We start from the raw sequence: 22722 nt of genomic DNA, 5'->3' as shown, positions 1-22722 counted from the left end.
AGGACATTGCCGATCGTGCAGGAAAAATACCGAATACCCGGCTCCGCCGCAATAGCGGCGCACCGGGCATAAAGCCCGCTCCATCCCCTTGATAGTACGCTTTTGGTGATCCTTCTTGAACTGTCAATAGTGGCAGTTAATTGCATATTCCTGCAAATCCGCGGCAACGCCCTGATCAAGCAGGCGTGATTGCCATTCCGGACCTATTCACTGTTGTCCACGAACCGACATCTGTCAAAGAAGAAAATGTTATTGCTTTGTTCGCGCCCGTAAAAAAGCCCCGATATGACGGGGCTTTTTATCGACGAGGGAGCGGCCGCCGGCGAGAGGCTACTGCACCTGCTCCGGCACGGCCGCGGCTTCAGGCGCTGCTTCGGCCTCTTTCGGCGCCGGCTCTTCGACTATCTTGTAGGCCGGGTCGCGCACCCAGCGGCTCAGGTCCTTGCCGATCGCCGCCGCGCTGCGGTCGAGGATGGTGCAAGTGCCCTTGAAGGCGCCGAACACGCCGCCGACCGACCAGCGGTTGATTTTGGTATGGCGCAGCAGCTTGCCGCTTGGGTCGAACAGGTCCGCCGTCACCGTGATGGCTTTCGGCCCGCTCCAGGCGCCGCCGCCGACGCCCAGGACATGGGTGATCTGCAAGCGCAGCAGGGTCGCATCGGCGGCGTCCGAGCCGGCGGCGATGGTGCCGTCGCCGCCCTTGTTCAGTTTCGCCAGCACCGGTGCAACCCGATGCGACAGCATATCTTCTATCTGGCATTCTTTCCTGACGTTTTCAACTACGCCGGCATCCGGATGATAAGTTACCGGCACCTCCAGCAAGGTATTGCCGGTGCTGGCAAACGCGGCTGCCCCGTAGCCCAGCATGCCAACCAAAAAAAGCTTTTTCATCAATATTTTCCAGAAAGTGAGATAAAGGACAACATCTTGCAACGGCAGGCATTGTACCGTGTTGCAAGATCAACACCGGTTCTCTCAGGAAATAAAGATGCTCTGGTTTAGCTCCTGTTTTGCTCCCGTTCGATTCTCATGCTGCGCGCCCTTATTGACGCACCGTAGAGCGCACCAGCCCCACGAAATTATCCAGTTCATTTGCCGCAAGATCAGACACCGTCCAGTAATTCATGCCGTCCCAGGTCCAGCGCACCAGGTGGTAGCCTTGATGATTTTGCAACTGCGGCGCGGCGTCGCGCTCATTGCTCGGCCAGATATATAAGTTGATGGGATGTTTGGCGCGCCGATAAACCAGCGCGGCTACCGGCCGCCCGGCCAGATAATCAAGGCGGCCGCCGACCAGCGGGAAACCTTGCGGCGCCAGATCGACCACCGGCGGAGAAAAATCCAGCTTGCCGTTGAACCAGGGTTTTACCGTATGCTGGTCGCTTGAAACCACATCCGACAGGTGATCGACCTGCAGCGAACGCACATGGCTGGCGACCACCTCATCGGTCAGCCGTTCCTGGTCCGATGGCAGGTTGAGATACAAACCCAGGCTCCAGACCAGCGCCAGCCCGGCTGCCAGGGCGCCGCCCAGGCTCATCCAGCTGAAACGCCGGGAACCGGCGCGTACCGGCTCCGGCGGCAAGGCGCTGCTGATGCGATGCGCCAGGTGCGGCGGAGCATCGAAGTACACTGCCTCCTTCTTGAAGCGGGCGCTGACGATGCGCTGCGCGGCATACTCGCGCTGGCAATCGGCGCAGCTGTCAAGATGGCGCTGCACCTCCTGCGCTTCGACTATGCCGAGTTCCTGGTCTGCGAAAGCCGGCAACAGCTCCAGTGTTTCCTGATGATCCATCATGCCTCCTGCCTGGCCGGAGCAAGGATTGCCGCCAGCAATTTACGGCCGCGCCCCAGGCGCGACATTACGGTACCGATGGGAATGCCGACGATGGCGGCAATCTGCTTGTAGGACAGTTCTTCCAGTTCGCGCATCACCATCACCTCGCGGAATTCCAGCGGCAAGGCGTGCAGCGCCTGCTGCAACTGGCGCTCGCTGTCTTTCTGCATCAGCAGCGTCTCCGGATTGTTGTCGGCGAATGCCATGCCGGCCACGCCGACGCCGCTGAAATCATGCATGTCCTCGTCGAACGCCGTCTCCTGCCGCTGCTTCTGCTGCTCCTGGTACCAGGTGTAGAAAGTGTTGCGCACGATCGTCAGCAGCCAGGCGCGGCTGTCGTCGCCGTGAAAACCGTCGAAGAACTTGAAGGCGCGCAAGTAAGCCTCCTGCACCACGTCCTCCGCATCCTGGCGGCTGCGCGTGAGCCAGCACGCCAGGTTGAACGCGGAGTTCAAGTGCGGCAGTACGTTGGTTTGGAATCGCTGTTTTTTGGTCGGAACTATCATTCACGCGTTTCCAGGGTTCATGCGACACAAGACCGCTGATGCGAAGAATTTATTCCCGAAAAAAAGTGATTTATGCGGGAATAAATCACAGGGTACACCGGTATAGGGTTTTGTCGATCAAGTGATCGCAATAACCAAGGTAACCACGGGAGATATCATGGACCATGCCATCAAACGGCGCAGTTTCCTCAAGCTGGCCGGACTGGGCGGCGCTATCTACGTTTCCGGCCTGAGCGGCTGGGCCAGCGCCGCCGCCACAGCAGGCAGCGCATACCAGGACTTCTTTTTCGTCCAGCTGTCCGATACCCACTGGGGCTTCGAAGGAGCGCCCAATCCGGACGCCCACGGCACGCTGCAGAAAGCGGTCAAGGCCGTCAACAGCCTTGAGCAGCAGCCGGATTTCATCGTCTTCACCGGCGACCTGACGCACACCACCGACGATCCGCAGGAACGCCGCAAGAGGCTGCGCGAATTCAAGGAGATCGTCGCCGATCTCAAGGTCAAGGATGTCCGCTTCATGCCGGGCGAGCACGACGCTTCGCTCGACAACGGCGCCGCCTATCAGGAATTTTTCGGCAAGACCCACTACAGCTTCGAACATAAAGGCGTGCATTTCATCGTGCTCGACAATGTCTCCGATCCGGCCGGCAGCATAGGCGAGGCGCAACTGGCCTGGCTCGCCGCCGAGCTGCAACCGTTGCCGGCCGACGCCAACATCGTGGTGTTCACACACCGCCCCCTGTTCGACCTGTATCCGCAATGGGACTGGGCCACCCGCGACGGCGCCAAGGCGGTGGAACTGCTGATGCCGCATGCCAACGTGACCGTGTTCTACGGCCATATCCACCAGGAACATCACCACATGACCGGCCACATCGCGCATCATGCCGCCAAATCGCTGATCTTCCCGCTGCCGGCGCCCGGTTCGCAGCCGAAACGTACGCCGCTGGCCTGGGACGACGCTTATCCTTATCGCGGCCTCGGTTATCGTGAAATCGAAGCGGAAGCCGCGCCAAAGACGGATTTCAAGATCGTTGAATTGCCGCTGCAGAAAGGATGACCATGGCCATCAACAATAAACGGCGCCTGCTGCTGGCCGGAGCAGGCGCCGGCGGCCTGGCGATCACCGCCGCGGCGGTGATCGCCCAGACCCAGGAACGCGTCATCAAGGTGGTGGCAAAGAAGTTCGATTTCACGCCAGGCGAAATCCGCCTGAAAAAGAACCAACCGGTGACGCTCGAATTCACCACGCTGGATGTGGTGATGGGATTCGCCCTGCCCGAATTTGGGCTGCGTGCCGACATCCTGCCGGGGACTACCGCACGGATCCGCTTCACGCCGGACAAGGTTGGACAATTTCCGTTTCACTGCGATATCTTTTGCGGCTCCGGCCATGAAAGCATGACCGGCACGGTGATCGTCAGCTGAACCGTGGCGCCAGGAAGCAAGGATTCAAGGATGGAATTTCTCGTGCCTTTCGAGCATCAGGGTGAAATCCTGAATCCGCTTGGCGCGCGTCTCTGCTTTCTTGGCGGTCTGGATCCTGAACAGCAGCGCGTACCGATTGCCGCTGTTGAGGGTAGCAAAAAAAGCCAGCGCCCGCAGGCTGGCGTCCAGCGCTGCCTGGAAATCGGCCGGCACGGTCGACATGCTGGCCGAGTCGTAGGCAGCGTCCCAGCGCCCATCGCTTTGGGCGCGTTCGATTTCCTTGAGTCCAGCCGGCGCCATCCGGCCGCTCTCTATCAGCAGCAAGGCTTTGTCGCGGTTGATCTTGGACCAGATGCTCCTGGCGGAACGCGGCGTGAATTTCTGCACCCAGTAATCTGCATCTTCAGCCCTTTTCAAGCCGTCGATCCAGCCATAGCACAGCGCCGACTCCAGCGCCTCCTGGTAGGAAACAGAGACCTGCTCAGAATTTTTCTTCGCCAGCCGCAGCCAGATCCCGGGCGACTTGCCATGGTTCTTTTTCAGCCATGCGGTCCAATCCTTTTGCTGGCCGAAAAGTTCTGTCGGCAATTCTGCAACCTTGCTGCGATCCGGATTCATCTGCTCTTCCTGCATTGATGGAAGTTGCATTTTATTACTATTTCCCCATTTCACAGATCGATGCAGGCCTCGGGAAATATATATCGTATTGTGATATATTTGCGGTCTCACGAATCCAGTCATCCCAAAAAAGCGGTCGCAAGATGCCATCCCACACTCTTTCCAAGCAAGACTTTGAAGCCCTGTCGACATTCCGCTACCAGCTGCGCAAATTCCTGCGCTTCAGCGAAGAAGCGGCCCAGGCTGAAGGCGTCACGCCCCAGCAATACCTGCTGCTATTGCACGTGAAGGGCACTCCCGGCCGCGACTGGGCCAGCGTCGGCGAGCTGGCTGAACGCCTGCAGTCGCAGCACCACAGCGTGGTGGCGCTGGTGTCGCGCTGCGAAAAACTCAAGCTGGTGCAGCGCCGCAACAGCGAGGTCGACCGCCGCCAGGTCAACATCCACCTGCTGCCGGCCGGCGAACGCTGCCTCGCCAAGCTGGCTGAACTGCACCATGCCGAGCTGAACACCCTGGCTGACATCTTCCGCGTCCCGACCATCAATACCTGAGAACTCCGCCATGTCTTCGAAACAGCATTCCCACAAACGCGATTTCGCCTCCGACACACGGCTGCTCAGGATTTCCCTGATCGCGGTGCTCATCGGCGGCTTCGGCACCCTGGCGGCATATACCTTGCTGAACCTGATCCGGCTGTTCACCAACCTGTTCTTCTACCAGACGCTGTCTTTCGCCAACCGCTCGCCCGCCGATCATCATCTCGGCGCCTGGGTGATCGTGCTGCCGGTCGTCGGCGGCCTGGTCGTCGGCCTGATCGCGCGCTTCGGCTCGGAAAAAATCCGCGGCCACGGGATTCCGGAAGCGATCGAAGCGATCGAAGCGATCCTGTTCGGCAAAAGCAAGATGTCGGCCAAGGTCGCCATTCTCAAGCCGCTGTCGTCCGGCATCGTGATCGGCAGCGGCGGCCCGTTTGGCGCCGAAGGCCCGATCATCATGACCGGCGGCGCCATCGGTTCGCTGATCGCCCAGCATTTCCACCTGACCGCGGCCGAACGCAAGACCTTGCTGGTAGCCGGGGCAACGGCCGGCATGACCGCGGTGTTCGGCACGCCGGTGGCGGCAGTGCTGCTGGCGGTGGAACTGCTGCTGTTCGAATTGCGGCCGCGCAGCCTGCTGCCGGTGATCGTCGCCTGCGCGGTAGCCGGTTTCACCCGGCCGCTGCTGTTGGACGCCGGCCCGTTGTTTCCCTTGCAGACGCCGGAAATCGGCCTCAGCGCCCTGTTCTCCTGCGTGGTCGCCGGCATCCTCGGCGGCGCGTTGTCGGCGCTGATGTCGACTGCCTTGTACCGGGTCGAAGACCTGTTCGGCAAACTGCCGCTGCACTGGATGTGGTGGCCGGCGCTGGGCGGCATCGCGGTCGGCATAGGCGGTTATTTCGAGCCGCGGGCGCTGGGCGTCGGCTACGATGTGATCGGCGACCTGCTCAACGGCAACCTGGCCTTGCAGCTGGCGCTGAGCCTGCTGCTGGTGAAAGCCGTGATCTGGGTGATTGCGCTCGGTTCCGGCACTTCCGGCGGCGTGCTGGCGCCGCTGCTGATCATCGGCGCCGGTCTCGGCACGGTGCTGGCGCCTTGGCTGCCGGGCGGCGATGTGCATTTGTGGCCGCTGGTGTGCATGGCGGCGGTGCTGGCCGGCGTGCTGGGCGCGCCGCTCACCGCCGCCGTGTTCGCCTTCGGCCTGACCCACGACACCAATGCCCTGCTGCCGCTGCTGCTCACCACCGGCGTCGCCTACGGTGTTACCGTGCTGACCATGCGACGCTCGATCATGACCGAAAAGATCGCCCGGCGCGGTTACCACATCTATCGCGAATACGGCGTCGATCCGCTGGAACGACAGCATGTGGATGAAGTGATGACGCATGCGGTAACCGCGATTCCTGCCAGCCTCACCATCGCTGAAACGCTGGAGCGCCATTTCGGCGCACAGCAAGTGCACCGCTGCTACCCGGTGGTCGACATCAACCAGGGGTTGATGGGCATGGTCGAACGCAGCAGCTTCAGCCCGCAAGCCGACGGCAGCAATGCCTTGACGACCTTGTTCAATCCCGCCTACCTGGAACAATCGGCGGCCCTGGTCGCACTGCCGTCGGAAACCTGCCGCATCGTGGCCGCGCGCATGGCGACCCATCATCTGGAGCGGCTGCCGGTGGTCAGCGACCTGCAAAGCCGGCGCCTGGTCGGCATCATCAGCCGCAGCGACCTGATCAAACCGTCGCGGCTGTTTTTCGACGAAGAACAGAAGCGTGAGCGCCTGTTGAGCTGAATCTTGGACTGGATGCGGTCAAGCAGCAGGCTGCCGCGTTTGCAGCCAGTCCGCCAGCTGGTCCAGTCCCTGCACGATATGGTCAGGCGATTGCCCCAACTCGTCAAACGTGTTGCCGATCCGGTTGATCCAGCAGACCGGATAACCGAAATGCCGCGCGCCGGAGGCATCCCATGCATTTGAGGAGACGAACAGCAGTTCCGAACGATCGCAGTGCATCTGCTGTTCGGCCAGCTGGTAGACCTTGTCGTGCGGCTTGAAGATGCGCACGCTATCGGCACTGATCAGGTGCGCGAAGCGCTGCTCCAGCCCGGACGCCGTCACCACGCTGCGGATTGAATTGGCCGAACCGTTGGACAGGATCGCCAGCGGCAACCCGATTGCCTGCAGCCTGGCCAGCGCCGCCGGCACTTCCGGGTACGGCGCAATCCTGAGATATTCCGCGCAAAGCGCTGAAAGCGCCGCATCGTCAAGCGACAGCTGCAGCTGTCCGGAGGTAAACACCAGGGCTTCGCGGGTAAGCTGCTCGAAATCGGCATAGTCGCCCATCAGGCTGCGCAACCAGGTGTATTCAAGCTGCTTCTGCCGCCAGACCACGCTGATCTCGCGCCCCCGGCCCGGATGAAAGGCGTTGCAGGCTGCCGCCACCGAATGCACATCGTATAGCGTGCCGTAGAGATCGAATACGATGCCTCTTATATTTTTCATTGCCGTTCCTCTGTAAACTGTCGGATCAGTCGTGTGTCACTCCTGTTTCCCATGCTTCAGTGTAAATGAGAATATTGCTTGCCGTTTTTTTGCTGGTCGCGCCGCTGGCGGCGCACGCATACAGGGTCATCAGCGTGGCCGACGGCGACAGCATGACTGTGCAGGTCGGACGAAGCCGGCTCAAGCTGCGCCTGGCCGGCATCGATGCCCCGGAAATAAAACAGGCGTTCGGCCGCCAGGCCGGGCAATCGCTGCGCCAGCTATGCTCCGGCAAGGATGCGCAGTACGACGCAATCGCCATCGATCGCTTCGGCCGCACGGTCGCCACGGTGCGCTGCAATGGCATCGATGCGGGACGGACGCAGGTGGAGCGCGGCATGGCCTGGGCTTCTGCACGCAACGACAGCGCATTGAAGGTACTTGAAACAATGGCGCGCAACAGCAGGAGAGGATTATGGTCCGCCCCGCATCCGGTGGCGCCCTGGCAGTTCCGGCGCCGCACCTCGCAAGACGCAACTTGCCATACCGGGCCGCGCGGCGGACGTTACCAGTGGCTTAACGGACGCAAGGCGTACGGCTGCTGAAACCTGGCGAAACGGGATCGGAGGGTCAATAAAAAGCGGTGGCGGCCCATGAGGACCAGCCACCGCATCCTGGCTTAGTTCAACCGGATATTAGTCGAATCCATTCTTCATAAAAGAATAGTTATTGCAACTTCCATTGTTGGCAAGCATTATTGAGCCAGTCCCATTGCTGGATATTGGTGGTGTCGGCCGTGCCGCAGTTGGCAACATCCAACACTTTTCCGCTATTGCGCGAGGTCAGGCGGAACCAGGGAGCGGTGGTCGTTGTTACCTGCCATTGCTGACTGGTGCTACTGCCGCAGGTATTTTGGATCACGTTGCCGCCATTGGCTGTGGAAGATCCGCTGACATCCAGGCACATGCCACTGTTCTCGCTATAAATACTAGAGTATCCGTTACCCAAGTCCACCATTTGCCAATTCTGCCAGGCAAATCCATTGCACCCGTAGAGGTCGACATTGCTACCCGCACTGGTGTTGGGTTGCTGAACGTCCACGCACTTGCTGCTGTTTTGGTTGACGAGTTTTTTATAAGAACTCAGGGCGTTTCCGCTGTAACCCGCTGCAACGATATTGGCCTGCACGGCATTTTCGGTGGTATCAGAAGGCTTGCCTGCTGTCATTGCGCCTTCATAGAAATTACCGACTGCCCCCTTGCTGTTATCGCCGCCAATACCCAAAATAATGGCACCTTCTTTGTGGAAAGGCACATACCCTGACGTAGTAGGTAGCGGTCCCGCATAATCGGTTTTTAACGCGCCAGTTTGGGCATCGCCATCCCTGATGGAATATGTCGTGGCGTCTTGTTTAATCATGGCCGTGACAAAAGTGGTATTGCGGCCAGTATTATTCGTATTGCTTCCGTTGCCACCCAGGAACAGACCATTCTCAAGGTCTGCCATGACCCAGGGGCCAGATCCGGTACATGCGAACCAGCACAGAGTGCCAAAGTAGACCGCATTCATGTGCCCATTGCCAGTATCATTGTTATTTGTTTCGGCATTACCATAATCAAAGCAGCATCCATTATTCACATGGGTAGCACTGGTAACCATGTATACGCCTTCTGATGCGCTGCCGGTTGCAATGCCTGTGGTGTTGTTACGCCGATACCCGACGCCCGCGGAGATATAGACCGCATAAGCAGACTTTCCGCCAATCGTCACCTTCAATGCGGTGGCACTGCCTGTGATGTCTGCGCTACCGTTCCCCCCGGCCGGCGCAACAGTCAAGTGGTTTCCATTTGCGGTCTGGTCATAGATCGTTGCGATGGTGCATACAGAACCAGCACAGAAAGTATCCTGTGCGGCAGCATTGGCAATACCGCCGGCTGTTAATGTGCCAATATCCATGGTGGCGCCATCAGAGGCGCGCTTGACCTGATACAGCTTGCCGTTATACGTCCCAAACAAGGCTCGCACTGTGCTGTGGGCCGCAGAGCACGGCGTACCTCCCGTAGCGTAAATATCACAAGTACTTGTGGCGGCCGAAGCCTTTGGCAACATACCCACGCTGAAAAATACCATAACCGCCAAAAGCACTAAAAAGCGATTTATTGTACCTACGGCATGCCTACTCAACGAACGGTGCCCATTCAACCTCAACTGCATGCAATGATTTCTCATTTCAGTCTCCATAGTTATTTACTTCGATACCATGTCTCTCGACACTCCATTCCACAGGCCATTACTTCTAGCCCCGTAAAATCCATTGCGGCAAAAACGTATTGTGCTGAGTGCCTAATAATGTGAACGTCGATGAAGTGAGCCGATGCCGGCAAACCCGCCGCACCCCGGCTTGAGCGGACCGCGTCAGCTTGGTCTCAGGTAAGCGAAATACCCTTGTGTCGTCCATGAGTCATGCACCGTCGGCGGAAGCCGGGGGCGGCCGAGAAATCTGTTTCTCCGCTTCTATTCCGCCACTGATCGACCTGTGCGAGATCCGGGCTTCTGCATGGGCAAGCGCATCTAAATATTCACCGGTAGCGCTTTTTTTCCGGCTATGCACCAGATTCGACAGATCGGTGCTTGCCTGGCTGTCGCCCCGCTCTGCCAGCGTTTCGAGCTGCCTGACCAGACTTGCCGCGTCGGCGTTGATCTTGGTGCATTCAGACGATGCCGCATTCGGTTGCTGGACTCCTTGGCATGGCCATACCAGATCCAGTTTGGCGCGCAAGCTCTTCGCGTCTCCATCCGCGGTAGGGATCAACGGTTCCGGATCATTCAAACAGCTCGAGGCGCCCCGCCCGTATGGATTGCTTAGCGCCATATCGGCACAACGCAGTTTGCCATCTGAAGAATCCGCCGTTGTCTGGAACTTGGCGTCGGGCGACGCCAATGGCATGGCGCCGTCCGACTGCCGGGCGCTTGTCAGCGTGAGCTCGGCGCCGTCTGGTTGATCAGCGCCTATCAACAGGTAAAAGCACAGGCACGCCGCGACAACCATGCAAAATCCCGAGAACACTTTTTGAGCAGCAGACATTTCTTCTTTTCTTTCTTTGCTGGGCTTCTAGTGACCACCTACACCGAACAATTAACGCTGGAGAGAGCATTCAGTTCGGGCGCCAGAATCAACCTCTACACAAGCCCGACTATCGCCGTCGCCCAAATAGATTGTCCTTGGGCAATATTAACAATCATTATTTCACGAAGCCAATCACATGTTGCGTCGGATTGATATCCATTTTCTTATCGGTGGTGTCTTTTACGATCCCGGTAGCATCACCGCGTTGCCCAATGGCTTGGGCAGCGGTCTTTAAGCTCGATTGTCTACGACTTTATTTTCCAGATTCGTCCGGGGTGGGCTGCCAGGCGATGCCTGCAGGTCAGTTACTGTAGCGGGCAAGGGCCGATGGCAACGGGTGGCGCACTGATCGCACGGCCCGGTCTGTGTTTTCGGCTTGCCGCAGATGCTCGATCAATTATTTCGACGTCTCCGCTGGCAAACGGGTGTCGTTGCGGAGCGCTGCACCAGCGGGACGTAGTGCTGCCAGTCGTAGCAGACATGATCGCGGCCATCGTGACCATGAGCCTGGCCGATGGATCAGGCTCCTCGCTGCCACGGCACGTTGGCCATGCGCAGGCTGCCGGCGAACAACCGGTTTTTGCGACCAATGACAATTGGGGCGAATCTGGCAGACAAATCAACAGCCAATGCACAACGATGTTCTTTCACCGCTTCATTTCCTCAATAACGACGCATAAATCATCCAATATCTGCTCTGAAGTGGCATCGACGCCGTAAACACCCAAACAGTTCCACTGTCCGATCAACCTGGCGGCACGCAGTCCGTCAATCGGCGTGAGGACAATCCGTTCCCCATTCCAAGTTAGAATTTTTGGTTTTTTGTTCGCATTGATTTTTTCGATAGCTACTTCGATTTGATGATGCAATTCTTTTGCCGATGCGATGTTCATGTTTTGTATTGTCATGGCCGTCTAGGTATTGCGTTATTGAATTAATCGGTTACTGGCTCAACCTCTTCCAGAGACTCATCGTTTGTGCCAATCAACTGGTTACCGTTCGTGCACAAGCAAATCGTTAATCCCCGATAAATCAGCCTCTTCCAGGGTGCCCGCCGCCGCCTTCAATTTCAACCCTTGCAATAAGGTGTCATAGCGGACTTTTGCCAGATCCTTTTTAACGGCGTAAAGCTGCTGCTCAGCGTTAAGTACGTCAAGGTTGATCCGAATTCCCAAGCGGTATCCCGCACGATTGCCTTTTACTGCATTCACTCCTGACTCGACCGCAGAATTTAATGCTTCAATTTGCGCCACACCATTGACGACGCCGGCAAACGCCTGCTGTGCATCGGTAGCAGCCTGTCGGCTCGCCGCCTCCAAGTCGGCCCGTGCCTTACCCGCATTGGCGACAGCTTCGCTGACTCTCGCATTGGTCATCCCACCGGAATAAAGCGGAATATTGACTTGCAAGCCAATCTGAAGCGATTTCGATCGTGTCGCATAGTCGTTCGGCGTGGTCAGGCTATTCGAGGCATAGTTGCTGCCGTAAGAACTGGTCAGATCAATCGTCGGCAGATAGTCGGACCGATTTTTCTTGATATCCACTTTGGCGGCTGCCAAGGCCGCAGTTTGTGCACGTACGGTGGCATTATCTGTACGGGCTTGATCCATCCAGGTACGCGCATCCATCGGAACCGGTTCTGGCAACGTGACCGCAGCGCCTAATACGGCAAGCTGAGCCAGCTCCTGCCCTGTCACCTTCTCCAGGTCGGCGCGCTTGCTGACGAGATCATTCAGCGCTGCCACCTTTTGCGACCTTGCCGAACCCAGACGTGATCTGGTTTCATCGATATCGGTCACGGAATGGATACCCAGTGTGTACCCACGTTTTACCTGCCCGAGCTGTTCGTCCAACGCGCTGATTTGCGCGTCGGCCGCTGCGATTGCTTCCTGCGCGACGAGCACGCCAAAATACGCTTCAGCAACCCGTAGCAACATATCCTGCTCCGCTTTTGCGTACTGTGCGGCGGCTTGTTCGACGAGCAATTCCGATTCACGGTAGGCGTAGAGACTTCCCGCATGGACCAGCGGCTGCGTCAACTGCAAATTCCACGCCCACGATTTCATATGGCGATCGACGGGATCTTCGCCAGTGAAGCGTGTATCGGCACGCGTATATCCCTTGTTGCCGACAACTCCGGCGGCTGGCAGCAATCCGGCGCGCGCTTGCGGAATCTTTTGCTGGGCGCTCTCTAACGCATAACGCGCAGACTCAAAGACAGGATCACTGCTTTGCGCCAACCGGTAGGCGTCAATGATATCGGTGGCGTGAGCAGGTACCAAAGCACTGGCGGTGAATATGACGCAGGATACGTGAATGTAAAACGTTTTTCTGCAAACTAATAATACCGTCATCGTTCACGACCACTTTCCTGCAAGGCCTTTTGTACCGGCGACAACAGGTATTGCATCACCGTGCGGCGCCCCTCGCTAATTTCAGCCGTCACTTGCATGCCAGGCACCAGTTTGTATTTCTTTCCTTGCGCCCCCAGCGCTTGGCTGCCCAAGGACAGCAAGGCTTTGTAGGTTGTCGCTACGTTGGGCCTATTCTTCGCGGAAGGATCTTTACCGGAATCCTGCTGCTGGCTTTGACCTTCATTGGCATCAGCACCGATCGTCAATATTTCGCCGTCGAGCATCCCGTACTTTTGAAATGGATAAGCGGCAAGCTTCAGTTTGACTTTTTGCTGCGGATACACAAAACCCACATCATCATTGCTGACCATGACTTCGGCGATCAGCGGCTCGTTTTCCGGGACAAGAGAAAGCAAGACCGTGCCAGGCGTCACAACAGTACCGATGGTATGGGTCGCGAGATCCTTGATGGTGCCGGCCTGCGGCGCCTTCAGTTCCAGCAAGCCGGTTTTATGTTCTTGCTTGATGCTGTCTTGCTGCAGTTTGCGATATTGACCTTGCGCCTCCACTTCTTCGTTCTGCAAATCGCTGCGATATTTGGAGGTCACCTGCGCCACTTGCCTGCCAGCTGCATCAACCGCGGCGCCCAGGCTTGCCAAGGTTGATTCCTGGGCGCGTAAATCGTTTAGTTTTTCGACATATTCCCGCTGCTTGTCACGCACGGTCACTAACGGCGCGTAGCCGTCCTTACCCATATCGGTGTAGGCATCGGACTGCTGCTTGAGAATCGGCGTTACTTCACGCAGCTTTGCCAACACCTCCTTACCCGCATCGTAGTCGCGCTGACTTTTTTTGAGCAGCTCTTGTGCGCCGCCAAGGGCATCGGTATAGGCACGTCTACGCTCGCCGTATTGCGCAGCTACCTGGGTATATAGATCAGCGGGATCATCGGCCTTTTTTACCAATTGCGATCCGGCTAATTCCGCATCGACCCTGCGCAATTGAAGCGAGCGCATGATGAGTTGAGTCTGCAGACTGGTTTCGTCGGCCCGCGCTTCTTTCGCATCCATACGGATCAGCACCTGGCCTGCAGCGACCGTCTGCCCTTCCTTCACCAGAATGTCCTGGATGATCCCGCCGTCGGCAGGCTGCACGATCTTCACATAACTTTGCGGCACCAGCTTACCCTCGGCGCTGGCCACAATGTCAAGCTTGCCGAAAATCGACCAGAGCATCAGGATCGCACACAGCACGATCACCATGTACATGACTGTACGTGGCAGCCGCGCCGGCGGACTTTCCTGAATGGCCAACAGACCCGGTGCGAAGTCCAGCGCCTCTGGCGATAGCACAGATTTCCTATCGTTCATCAGCATAACCTCGACCTTGACAACTCAAACACGAACGCTTCATCGTATCTGCGCGGCCGTTCCACTAACGCTCCCCCATGGATGTAAATTCTGAGGTGAAGTTGCAAACTGCGTATTGGCAATGACAGTTTCGGCAGCAGCGACATTGAAGCCGGTAAGGTTGCCCCGAACACCATATTCATAAGCCAAATCCCCTCCCAATGCCGTTGTGTCGCTATTGCTCAGATGAGCATCAAGTAGGCTGCTGGAGAGGCTCCACGCACCCCTCGTCGGATTATCGATTTGCGCTTGATCGAAAGCCTCTACCAATTGCTGGAAGTCAAACGTTTCCACCTTGGTGTTTTTCAGCGTATCTATCGATCTCGATGAATAGTCTGCAGTTGCAGCTTCAATGACCTGCAAAGTAACCAGTTGCTGATTATCAGACGAAGCGTACCAATCCTGAAGTGTGATGGCATCGCTGCTGCTCACATCCAGGATCAGGTTGTTGCCGTTTTTCTGAAAGGCAAGATCGGCGTAGCTGAATTTTCCTCCGAGAGAAAGCACATTACTGTCCCCTGCATTGGCAACAACGGTATCCTGACCATCGCCCAGGTTAAAACCGATCACGTTGCCACCGGTCCCGGTCGTGATCGTATCGTTGCCCGTACCACCTATCAACAAGGCATTGTCATCGCTGCCGCTGATGGCGTCGGCACCGGGACTGCCAACCAATACATGCCCGCTACCGCTGTCGATCTCCTGACTGCCGTTGATGCTGACTGAGCTACTACCCTTTACAACGCCGGCAGTATTAGTATTGGTGCTGCCGGCAGCGCCGTCGCTGCGGCTCCAGCTTTGTTGCGAAGTGCCATTCGCGTAAGCAATTTGATCGGTACTGTAAGTCGACCCATCGCTATTGGTGGTGGTCACTGCTGTTTCCGTCGTGCCGTCGCTGGCCACCCGATCAAATCCTGTGGTGCCGTCGGTGTGTTGCCATTGATCGCCGGTCTTATTACCGGTACTGTCATAGTTGGTAACCAGAAAATCGCCCTGACCGCTGCTCGAATAAGCACTGTGACTGCCGTCAGCGAATTGGAATTTATCAATCGTCGCAGTCCCACTAAAAGTGTCAAGATTCTTCACAAGAACACTATCTGAAGATGTTCCATACTTGACCAGCACATCGCTCCCCTGCTGAGTCAGTTGCAGGTCATCTGACGTGACGCCACCGCCAAATCTCAACGTATTGTTGCCATTTGTATCTGACGCTTCGGACACAACGACATTGCCATCGCCGCGACGCAGGAAAAACGTGTCTTGCGTCCCGCCACCAACCAAGGTGTCATTGGCATAACCACCGATCAACACGTCCGCCGCTGCAGCAGTGCCGGTTAACACTTGATTACTCGACGTTGCTTGCAGGACGTTGTTTGAAGTGGTGACGATACTGATCGGCGCCACCACACTCCAGGCCGCACCGTCAAATGCGCTGACCTGTATCAAATCATCGCCAGCTGTAGCACCAGTCACATATTGCAACCCGCTCAATTGCGGCTTAGTCAAGTAAATAGGTGCATCTGACGATTGCCGCTTGCCGTTCAACGTAAAGTAGCCTGAGTCGATTCCGCTATTCGATACCCTGTACCAAGTAATCGCATTACTGCCGGTGTCGCTGGCAGTGAAAAGGCCGGATACAGCAACAGTTTGATTCAATTGAAGAACCTGATCGGAAGCGCTTACCGAAGGCGTATAGTCATCGGCCATCTGGTGTGCGGCGGCCATAAACTGGTCCAGCGTCATGGTGCTGCCGTCGGAAAACGCTATGCGATTGACGCCGATAGACAACACCGCCGGGTTCGAGCCATACATAGTCGACTCCAAAATACCTTCCTGATATACCACCCAAACATTCGATGTGCCATAGTTAATCTGGAGAATGCTGGATCCTGGATAAGCGGGGTCCTGCACTATGCGATAGTTAAGATCCTTCGCAAGCAGTCCGTCGGGCATCACCAACGTCTTATTGGGGACGACACCGCCGTAACCTTCCTGAATTTGCCAGCTATTTTCCATGTCCCCTGTGTCATCGATAATGTCGGTAGCATCGCCATGCATCGATACATAATAGGTATTTGTTCCTAAACCTCCGTCCATGTAATCGAAACCGGAGCCGCCAACTATCGTGTCGGCACCATCGGTCCCAATCAGCGTATCGTTTCCAGCACCGGCGACAATAAAGGAGCGATCGGAGCTTGGTTCCGGCGAAGAGTAATCCTGTCCCGCCCCGAAATCGGGATTAATACTGCTGGTCGTGCCGAGATTCACGTATACATTACCGTCCCCAGTATTGACGGTCCCCATGAACGAGGCGCTTTGTATGCCGTTTGATGCGTCATTTGATACCATCATAATGACGTCGTTACCGCCATCGCCGGTGATGGCATAGGTGTTCAGGGTACGTTGCACGTCGACGGTGGAGGCTTGATAGGTATATGCCTGGCTTATAGTGCCTGCTTGAACTTCTCGCATCAGACCCGGCACAATAAATCCAACGTCTCCATTCGGTAGTAAATTGAGTTCATCAGATGAGAGATTGCTCCCTCCTCCAGTAGAGGAAGGCGGCCCCATATCCACAACAGTTCCAGTAGTTAACTGCACCAACTTATAAACCGGCACCGTCTTAAATCCCGTAACGGTGGTCTCATGTACTTGTGTCGTATCAACATTGTCGTCAATCGAACTGAGTGTCAAGTTCCCGCCGCTAACGGTAAGCTTGTCGAGCCTGACGCCATTAAAGAGATAGTTCACCACCGTCCCGGCAACTCCACTAGCGTTGTTGCTATAGTAATCGCCGACATTGGCGCGGCCAACACTGTCATCTAACCAAGTGCCGTTCTTGCCTATCGATGTCAAATCAGCGTTCAACTGCGCCTTATACGCCTGCTCCAACGCGCTGATCTTGCTGCTGTAGTCAATTGCGCCACCAGTCAAATTGGCCTGCTGTGCAGCTACCCATGTTTGTAAAAAGACGGGACTATCATTATCGCCGCCCAGTACCCAGCCGACACTTTGCGGTTGCGTATTGAAATACCCGTTAATAATCGTCGTTGTGTCCAGAGAGTTGGAGTTGATATAAAGATCCTGCCCAACTTGTACCGCGAAGAAATCGGAAAGGCGCATTTTTTCCGGCAACCAGAGCGTCTCGATGCCGGATTGGGTACTGGAATTGATAGTCGTCACGCCACCTTCTGTTAGCATGAACGTATCATTGGACTGACCACCTACCAAGGTATTCTCGCCAGTACCGGCAATCATCGTGTCGTTACCCGTGCCGCCGTACAAGGTATCAAGTCCCGTTCCGCCAACAAGAATATCATTCGCATCCTCGCCGTACAGTGTGTTGTTGCCGGAGCCGGCAACCAAGGTATCGCTATTGCCCCAACCATATAGCGTGTCGTTACCGCTGCTGCCGACCAGCGATGCATTGCCGTGCGCTGCAAAAACCAAATTACCTTCCTGGCCGGCGAGCGTGACAGGTGTGGATTGTGTCTGGGCAATCAATTGGTTCAGATTGAGAGTGGCGCCATCGGCAAATGCATAAGTTGTATTATTTGCAGTGGATAGTCCGCCATCGACAGTGACTGTGCCACCAGCACTGTCAGTAAGGATAATTGATGGTGTATTGCCATAGAGTGTCAAACTCAATGTCAGGTCGGACGGGGCAATACCGGCACCAAACTGTAAAGTGCTGCCCGCCGCATTATAGATTTCGGTTTGACCAAATCCCTGATTAAATACATAGGTACTGCCAGTTTGAGCGCTCATGACATCGTTACCGCTGCCTGCAACCAGGGTATCGATCCCTGCGCCACCATTCAGACTGTCATTCCCGCTGCCGGCGATCAACCGGTCATTTCCGCTTCCACCAAGCAAGGTATCGTTGCCGCCGCCGGCAATCAGCGTGTCATTGCCACCGTTTGCAGTGAGTTGGTTGTTTAGATCATTACCGGTACCGACCAGATTGGCGCTGCCAGTCAGTATCAAATTGTCGAAATTCGACGCCAGCGTGTAACTGAGATTCGTCTGTACTGTAGCGGTACCATGTACGGCCTGTTCCACCAGCACGTCATTCAAACTATTGACCACAAAGACCGTATCGCCGGCGCTGCCGATCATGGTATCCGTGCCGGCCCCTGCAATCAGCGTCGTTTCCCCTGACACTGCGGTCAATATATCGTTACCTGCATTTCCTGTAATGACCGAATTCCATGTATTCCCAGTCCCAGCTAGATTGGCTGAACCGGTCAGTGTCAAGGTTGTAATCGCATCAGGCAGCACATAGTCGACTGACGAGACAATTGTGTCGTTTTGATTCTGCGAAGACGGTAGTTGGATCACATCCTGGACATTATTCACGACAAAAGTAGTGCCGCTACTATTGCTCACCAATGTGTCGGCACCGGTTCCTGAAATCAATGTGTCGTTACCAGCACCGGCTATCAGTGTGTCGTTGCCGGCAGCACCCACCAACAGGTCGTTCCCGCCCCCGGCATACAAGACATTGTTACCGCTTCCTGCGGTAAGGGTCGCCTTGCCGCCCCAAGCTGACAGCGTGTCGTTGCCGCTGCCGCCCTGGACCGAATCGCCCGCCCCGGTGCTGAACAAAATATTGCCAGTGGCACCAGCAATCGTCTCAGACTGAGCGCCGGTCTGTGCAATCAACTGCGCTATGGTCAAGGAAGTGCCATCAGCGAAATTTACTGCGCTCACGGCGCTACTTAGTCCACTGTCGACCAAAATGGTGCCGGCACCCTCGATCTCCAACACTCCCGAACCATCGGCAGCCAGAGCGGCAGTAACAGTCAGGTCACTGGCGGAAATGCCAGCACCGAACTGGATAACGTCAGAACCACTTGTCGAGGAAATTTCGGCTTGACCGAATCCGGCGTTAAACACATAGGCATTATTACCTGCGCCACCTACGAGCTTGTCAGTGCCGCCCCCCGCTATTAACGTATCGTCACCGCTACCACCGAGCAAGGTCGCATCACCACTACCGGCCACCAGCAATACGTTGTTACCATTTGTGGCATCTAATATATCAACTCCGGCACCACCATATAACGTGTCGCTGCCAGTGCCGGCAAATACCGTGGTCGGACCATCAGCAGTCCCCCCATCACCGGCATAGAGCACATCGGTCCCGGAGCCACCGGCAATTTGGTCGGTTCCCAATCCGCCATATACGGTGACATTGCCATTCCCGGCATGAATTTGTGTTGCTGCAGTAGCATTGCCGCCATCCCCGGCATAAATGACTTCGGTTCCACTACTGCCATAGATGACGTCAGTGCCGCCGCCTCCATATATGGTCGTATTACCGCTTCCAGCATAGATACTGGTCGCACTATCGGCCGTACCGCCGTCACCGGCATGAATGACGTCTGTTCCGGATCCGCCATACAGCACGTCGTGGCCTGAACCACCGGTAATGTCCTCGGTGCCGTCGCCGCCATAGATGGTGACGTTGCCAGTACCGCCAATCAACGTATCGTTGCCGCCTGCGCCATAGATCACTGACTTACCGGAACCACCATTAATATAATTATTCTCAGTCGTGATTGAGCTTGCCCAATTAGACGTATTGTCGCCAGAAAAAATCGTATCGTTGCCCGTACCACCGACGATGGTGTTGTTCCCGCCATAGGCTGCAATCAAATCATTGCCAGACTCAGCGTTAATGTAATTATTTCCGCCGGCCCCTCTGATCGTATCGTTACCTATCCCGCCAAAAATAGTGTTGTTACCGACACCTGCCCCAATGAAATCATTGCCACCGCCTGCATCCAGGTAGTTATTGCCATTCGACAGGTAATACACGCTATTACCGGTTCCTCCAAAAATAGTGTCGTTGCCAATACCAACGGGGGTGTCACTAATGTAGTTAGCGTAATAGGGATTGGGTGCATTGAAACCGGTGCTGTCTCTTACAATTCCACCGGTGTCAGTGGTCTCCGCCCCCACATCGGAAGAAAATTCCGTCGATGAAGCCCAGTTCGCGACTCCTTCACCCGATATAGGTGAATGTACGATTACTCCCCCTGTGACTGTAACGGCCCCAGATCCAAGAATCAGGGTGTTGTTTCCCGATCCCGTAAAAACCGCATCATTACCATTGCCACCCACAATGGTATTGTTTCCATTGCCGACCGAGATGAGATCCCCTCTTTTACCCGAAGCCTGGGCAGCTTTAGCTTGTGTAAGAGCTGTGGCAACATCTGTTTGTACATTTGCATAAATTTGGTTATTGCCATTCCCTGCAATAATGACATCCAACGCGCCACTTCCGTTGATGACGCTGTTACCGTCACCAGTTAAAATTCCGTTTCCGCCACTATTCCCGGTGACGAGGCCATCTCCATTAAATTCGGTGTAGTTGTACTTACTGCCGTCGATCGATACCGGGGCTGTGGAAACGGTGCCGACGACTGTGGGTGGCGTGCTTGGATCGGCAGCGGGATGGTCAAAGGTAATTGCGAGAGTGTTACTCGTGACGGTGCCATTGGTATCTGTATACGTGGCGGTGAGCGTCGGTGCGTCAGCTTGATTGGTATTGGATAAATCGATTAATGAAAACGTTGCTGAATCCTGACCTGCAGCAATCGTGACCGATATCTTGCCGTTGAATGCAGTCTGAGTGGCGCCGGTAGATAGAGCGTACGAGCCACCGCCTGATAGAGCCAGTTGGATGGTTTGTGCTGCTGTACTATCGGCCAACGCATGGACGGTGAAAGTTTGACTATTGCCTAGAGCAACATCGGCTTTTTGATTGGCCGGCATGCCATTGGCAAAAAGATTTGTTTCGCTAGTGTCGGCTGTGAGGCCGATCTCCTGGCTGAGATGAATACCGAGATCGCCGTTTGCGTCCGTTACCGCTTTGCCCAGATCAAAATCATTGATGGCAATCTGGCCCGGGCCAATGAAGTTACCGCCTGAAATCAACATTGTCCCTATCTGGGCATCTGCGGACAAGGGGACAAATTGGTACAAGGTTCCATTGGCATCGCTCCAGGAATTGGCTTGTTGCCCAGTTTGCGCACCCTTGCCATTGATGAGGTTCGAACCGACGTAAAGAGAGCCAAGCCCGTCTTGGTCGTCAATAGTGTCTTTGATACCAGTCGTTAATGTCTGTAGCACATAGGTGCTGCTGCCGACACCACCGTAGAGCGTGTCCTGATCGCCGCTGGAGCCAACGATACGTGCACCGCTCCCTTTCACGTAATCAATCCGGCTATCGGAGTCAATGACAGCTACTTCAGTGGCATTGTTCGCATCGATACGAATAGCACCAGAGGCATCAATGGAGACATTGCCGATGACACCAGCAGCATTTTGCCATTGCAGAGAGTCATTTCCGCTCGATCCGAAGTTCTGAGTAATAATACCGTTGTTACTATAGGTTGTCGTGACCGCGTTATTGGACACCAAAATCGTCGGCTGCCCGGTCGAATGGGGGCCCGGTACGAAATTACCCGTAAGAAAACGACCAATTAAAACCTCGATAGTGTCAGCAAACAGCTTCGCCTTAACCATAATTGGTGTTTGGGCCTGCGATCCCGATAAAACTGCGACCCATGCATCGTTCACGGCTTTGGGGAAATTTGGAAGCCCACCTTGCGTGATAAGAGTCCCCAAAATGCCGCCGACGGACGAGGAGGCCGCAACCGTACTGATTTCCGGAATCGCAAAATCAGCCGATGCATTACTGTTGGCGTAATAGAATTCCTTCAGCGAAGATGGGTAGGTTACCGCGGCACCGTTCGTCAACACCGTGCCACCATTGGCAATGACATTGCCGACGCTTATTACCGGAAGCGTAGTCCCGTAGTTCAGCGGCGCATTCCAATAGTAAAAGGAGCCTCCCCAACCACCTGCATCCTGCTGAAATCTACCCAAGGCGTCATTTCCGATCGCAGCGCTGATATCCCCGGAGATCATGTACCCAAAATCAGGTATTCCACCATCACCCAATATTTCATTGATGACGTTTTCACCTATCAGGTTGGAGGTCTGCTGTAACCCTATGTCGATTGCTGATTGAGACAGTCCATCGAGTTTATGCCGCATTGCCAGACCATATTGCGTGACGCCGCGAATGTAATCGTCTGCCGGGTCACTCGTAACATCATTGTTGATGTCAGCGGCCTTTGAAAACCAGTACTGAATCTTGGGGTCTACCGTTGAGCCGACTGCGCTAATAATCTTAGAAATTTCGGCATAGATCGGTGCGAAGGCGCCTTTCGGCGGGCTATTTCCAAACGTCGCCAACGTGTCTACGACTTTTCCATTAGCATCCAATAAACCTTGTTGTTTCAGTAGAGTTCGTATTTTCTGTAGTTGACCGGCGTCAAACGGCATTTGCGAGGGTGTGTGTGTATCAGTCATTTGTGAACCAAGATAAGATTGAAATTAATGAAAATCCGTAAAC

Annotated in this window: 16 protein-coding genes; 5 read left to right on the top strand and 11 right to left on the bottom strand. The window is 55.6% G+C overall.

Annotated features, from left to right (window positions below):
* Positions 1-330 precede the first annotated feature (330 nt).
* The 3 genes from CFU_RS09535 to CFU_RS09525 form a co-directional block, all read right to left on the bottom strand.
* On the bottom strand, positions 331-891 hold the full coding sequence (locus CFU_RS09535) for a hypothetical protein (RefSeq protein ID WP_050808531.1): 561 nt from the start codon (positions 889-891) through the stop codon (positions 331-333).
* Between the two features lie 151 nt (positions 892-1042).
* Entirely contained in the window at positions 1043-1798 is a 756-nt protein-coding gene (locus CFU_RS09530) for an anti-sigma factor family protein (protein WP_014005828.1), read from the bottom strand.
* The gene (locus tag CFU_RS09525) at positions 1795-2343 is read right to left on the bottom strand and encodes a sigma-70 family RNA polymerase sigma factor (protein ID WP_014005827.1); all 549 of its coding nucleotides are present in this window, start codon (positions 2341-2343) and stop codon (positions 1795-1797) included. Before CFU_RS09525 ends, CFU_RS09530 begins: the two co-directional genes overlap by 4 nt.
* A 157-nt stretch (positions 2344-2500) precedes the next feature.
* On the opposite strand from CFU_RS09525, the gene CFU_RS09520 reads away from it, so the two are divergent.
* The gene (locus tag CFU_RS09520) at positions 2501-3403 is read left to right on the top strand and encodes a metallophosphoesterase family protein (RefSeq protein ID WP_041741640.1); all 903 of its coding nucleotides are present in this window, start codon (positions 2501-2503) and stop codon (positions 3401-3403) included.
* Between the two features lie 2 nt (positions 3404-3405).
* Positions 3406-3771, top strand: a complete 366-nt coding sequence (locus CFU_RS09515; protein WP_238531423.1) for a cupredoxin domain-containing protein — start codon at positions 3406-3408, stop codon at positions 3769-3771.
* Positions 3772-3795: 24 nt separating this feature from the next.
* Here the strand turns inward: CFU_RS09515 and CFU_RS09510 are convergent, their stop codons facing one another.
* Complete coding sequence (locus CFU_RS09510; protein WP_050808734.1) at positions 3796-4389, bottom strand: YdeI/OmpD-associated family protein; 594 nt, start codon at positions 4387-4389, stop codon at positions 3796-3798.
* A 143-nt stretch (positions 4390-4532) separates the two neighbouring features.
* Here CFU_RS09510 and CFU_RS09505 point away from each other — a divergent pair, with 143 nt between their 5' ends.
* Both CFU_RS09505 and CFU_RS09500 read left to right on the top strand, forming a co-directional pair.
* Positions 4533-4940, top strand: a complete 408-nt coding sequence (locus tag CFU_RS09505) for a MarR family winged helix-turn-helix transcriptional regulator (RefSeq protein ID WP_014005823.1) — start codon at positions 4533-4535, stop codon at positions 4938-4940.
* Positions 4941-4950: 10 nt separating this feature from the next.
* Entirely contained in the window at positions 4951-6714 is a 1764-nt protein-coding gene (locus CFU_RS09500; protein ID WP_014005822.1) for a chloride channel protein, read from the top strand.
* 18 nt (positions 6715-6732) lie between these two features.
* Here the strand turns inward: CFU_RS09500 and CFU_RS09495 are convergent, their stop codons facing one another.
* Positions 6733-7422, bottom strand: a complete 690-nt coding sequence (locus tag CFU_RS09495) for a haloacid dehalogenase type II (protein ID WP_014005821.1) — start codon at positions 7420-7422, stop codon at positions 6733-6735.
* Between the two features lie 65 nt (positions 7423-7487).
* On the opposite strand from CFU_RS09495, the gene CFU_RS09490 reads away from it, so the two are divergent.
* A complete protein-coding gene (locus CFU_RS09490; protein WP_081466448.1) occupies positions 7488-8006 on the top strand; it encodes a thermonuclease family protein in 519 nt (172 codons plus the stop codon).
* Between the two features lie 121 nt (positions 8007-8127).
* Here the strand turns inward: CFU_RS09490 and CFU_RS09485 are convergent, their stop codons facing one another.
* The 6 genes from CFU_RS09485 to CFU_RS24170 form a co-directional block, all read right to left on the bottom strand.
* Positions 8128-9630, bottom strand: coding sequence for an arabinofuranosidase catalytic domain-containing protein (locus tag CFU_RS09485; RefSeq protein WP_202946142.1), 1503 nt, complete (start codon positions 9628-9630; stop codon positions 8128-8130).
* A gap of 232 nt (positions 9631-9862) precedes the next feature.
* On the bottom strand, positions 9863-10486 hold the full coding sequence (locus tag CFU_RS09480; RefSeq protein WP_014005818.1) for a hypothetical protein: 624 nt from the start codon (positions 10484-10486) through the stop codon (positions 9863-9865).
* 689 nt (positions 10487-11175) lie between these two features.
* Complete coding sequence (locus tag CFU_RS09475; RefSeq protein WP_148264796.1) at positions 11176-11421, bottom strand: hypothetical protein; 246 nt, start codon at positions 11419-11421, stop codon at positions 11176-11178.
* Positions 11422-11520: 99 nt separating this feature from the next.
* A complete protein-coding gene (locus tag CFU_RS09470) occupies positions 11521-12882 on the bottom strand; it encodes a TolC family outer membrane protein (RefSeq protein WP_014005817.1) in 1362 nt (453 codons plus the stop codon).
* Positions 12879-14258 (bottom strand): HlyD family type I secretion periplasmic adaptor subunit, encoded by a 1380-nt coding sequence (locus CFU_RS09465; protein WP_014005816.1) that lies wholly within the window; start codon positions 14256-14258, stop codon positions 12879-12881. The genes CFU_RS09470 and CFU_RS09465 overlap by 4 nt, the downstream gene beginning before the upstream one ends.
* Before the next feature lie 33 nt (positions 14259-14291).
* Positions 14292-22679 (bottom strand): beta strand repeat-containing protein, encoded by an 8388-nt coding sequence (locus tag CFU_RS24170; protein ID WP_014005815.1) that lies wholly within the window; start codon positions 22677-22679, stop codon positions 14292-14294.
* Positions 22680-22722: the final 43 nt, after the last annotated feature.

It is taken from the genome of Collimonas fungivorans Ter331 (assembly GCF_000221045.1).
Lineage (GTDB): Bacteria > Pseudomonadota > Gammaproteobacteria > Burkholderiales > Burkholderiaceae_D > Collimonas > Collimonas fungivorans_A.
The sequence above is the reverse complement of the archived record's forward strand: the minus strand, read 5'-3'. Positions and strand labels throughout refer to the sequence as shown.

What these genes read in the sequence shown, in the direction of transcription:
- CFU_RS09520 (WP_041741640.1), top strand. Translation starts at nt 2,501, where the DNA reads ATGGACCATGCCATCAAACGGCGCAGTTTCCTCAAGCTGGCCGGACTG.
- CFU_RS09510 (WP_050808734.1), bottom strand. Translation starts at nt 4,389, where the DNA reads ATGAATCCGGATCGCAGCAAGGTTGCAGAATTGCCGACAGAACTTTTC.
- CFU_RS09535 (WP_050808531.1), bottom strand. Translation starts at nt 891, where the DNA reads ATGAAAAAGCTTTTTTTGGTTGGCATGCTGGGCTACGGGGCAGCCGCG.
- CFU_RS09485 (WP_202946142.1), bottom strand. Translation starts at nt 9,630, where the DNA reads ATGAGAAATCATTGCATGCAGTTGAGGTTGAATGGGCACCGTTCGTTG.
- CFU_RS09465 (WP_014005816.1), bottom strand. Translation starts at nt 14,258, where the DNA reads ATGCTGATGAACGATAGGAAATCTGTGCTATCGCCAGAGGCGCTGGAC.
- CFU_RS09525 (WP_014005827.1), bottom strand. Translation starts at nt 2,343, where the DNA reads ATGATAGTTCCGACCAAAAAACAGCGATTCCAAACCAACGTACTGCCG.
- CFU_RS09505 (WP_014005823.1), top strand. Translation starts at nt 4,533, where the DNA reads ATGCCATCCCACACTCTTTCCAAGCAAGACTTTGAAGCCCTGTCGACA.
- CFU_RS09490 (WP_081466448.1), top strand. Translation starts at nt 7,488, where the DNA reads ATGAGAATATTGCTTGCCGTTTTTTTGCTGGTCGCGCCGCTGGCGGCG.
- CFU_RS09495 (WP_014005821.1), bottom strand. Translation starts at nt 7,422, where the DNA reads ATGAAAAATATAAGAGGCATCGTATTCGATCTCTACGGCACGCTATAC.
- CFU_RS09480 (WP_014005818.1), bottom strand. Translation starts at nt 10,486, where the DNA reads ATGTCTGCTGCTCAAAAAGTGTTCTCGGGATTTTGCATGGTTGTCGCG.
- CFU_RS09515 (WP_238531423.1), top strand. Translation starts at nt 3,406, where the DNA reads ATGGCCATCAACAATAAACGGCGCCTGCTGCTGGCCGGAGCAGGCGCC.
- CFU_RS09530 (WP_014005828.1), bottom strand. Translation starts at nt 1,798, where the DNA reads ATGATGGATCATCAGGAAACACTGGAGCTGTTGCCGGCTTTCGCAGAC.
- CFU_RS09475 (WP_148264796.1), bottom strand. Translation starts at nt 11,421, where the DNA reads ATGAACATCGCATCGGCAAAAGAATTGCATCATCAAATCGAAGTAGCT.
- CFU_RS24170 (WP_014005815.1), bottom strand. Translation starts at nt 22,679, where the DNA reads ATGACTGATACACACACACCCTCGCAAATGCCGTTTGACGCCGGTCAA.
- CFU_RS09470 (WP_014005817.1), bottom strand. Translation starts at nt 12,882, where the DNA reads ATGACGGTATTATTAGTTTGCAGAAAAACGTTTTACATTCACGTATCC.
- CFU_RS09500 (WP_014005822.1), top strand. Translation starts at nt 4,951, where the DNA reads ATGTCTTCGAAACAGCATTCCCACAAACGCGATTTCGCCTCCGACACA.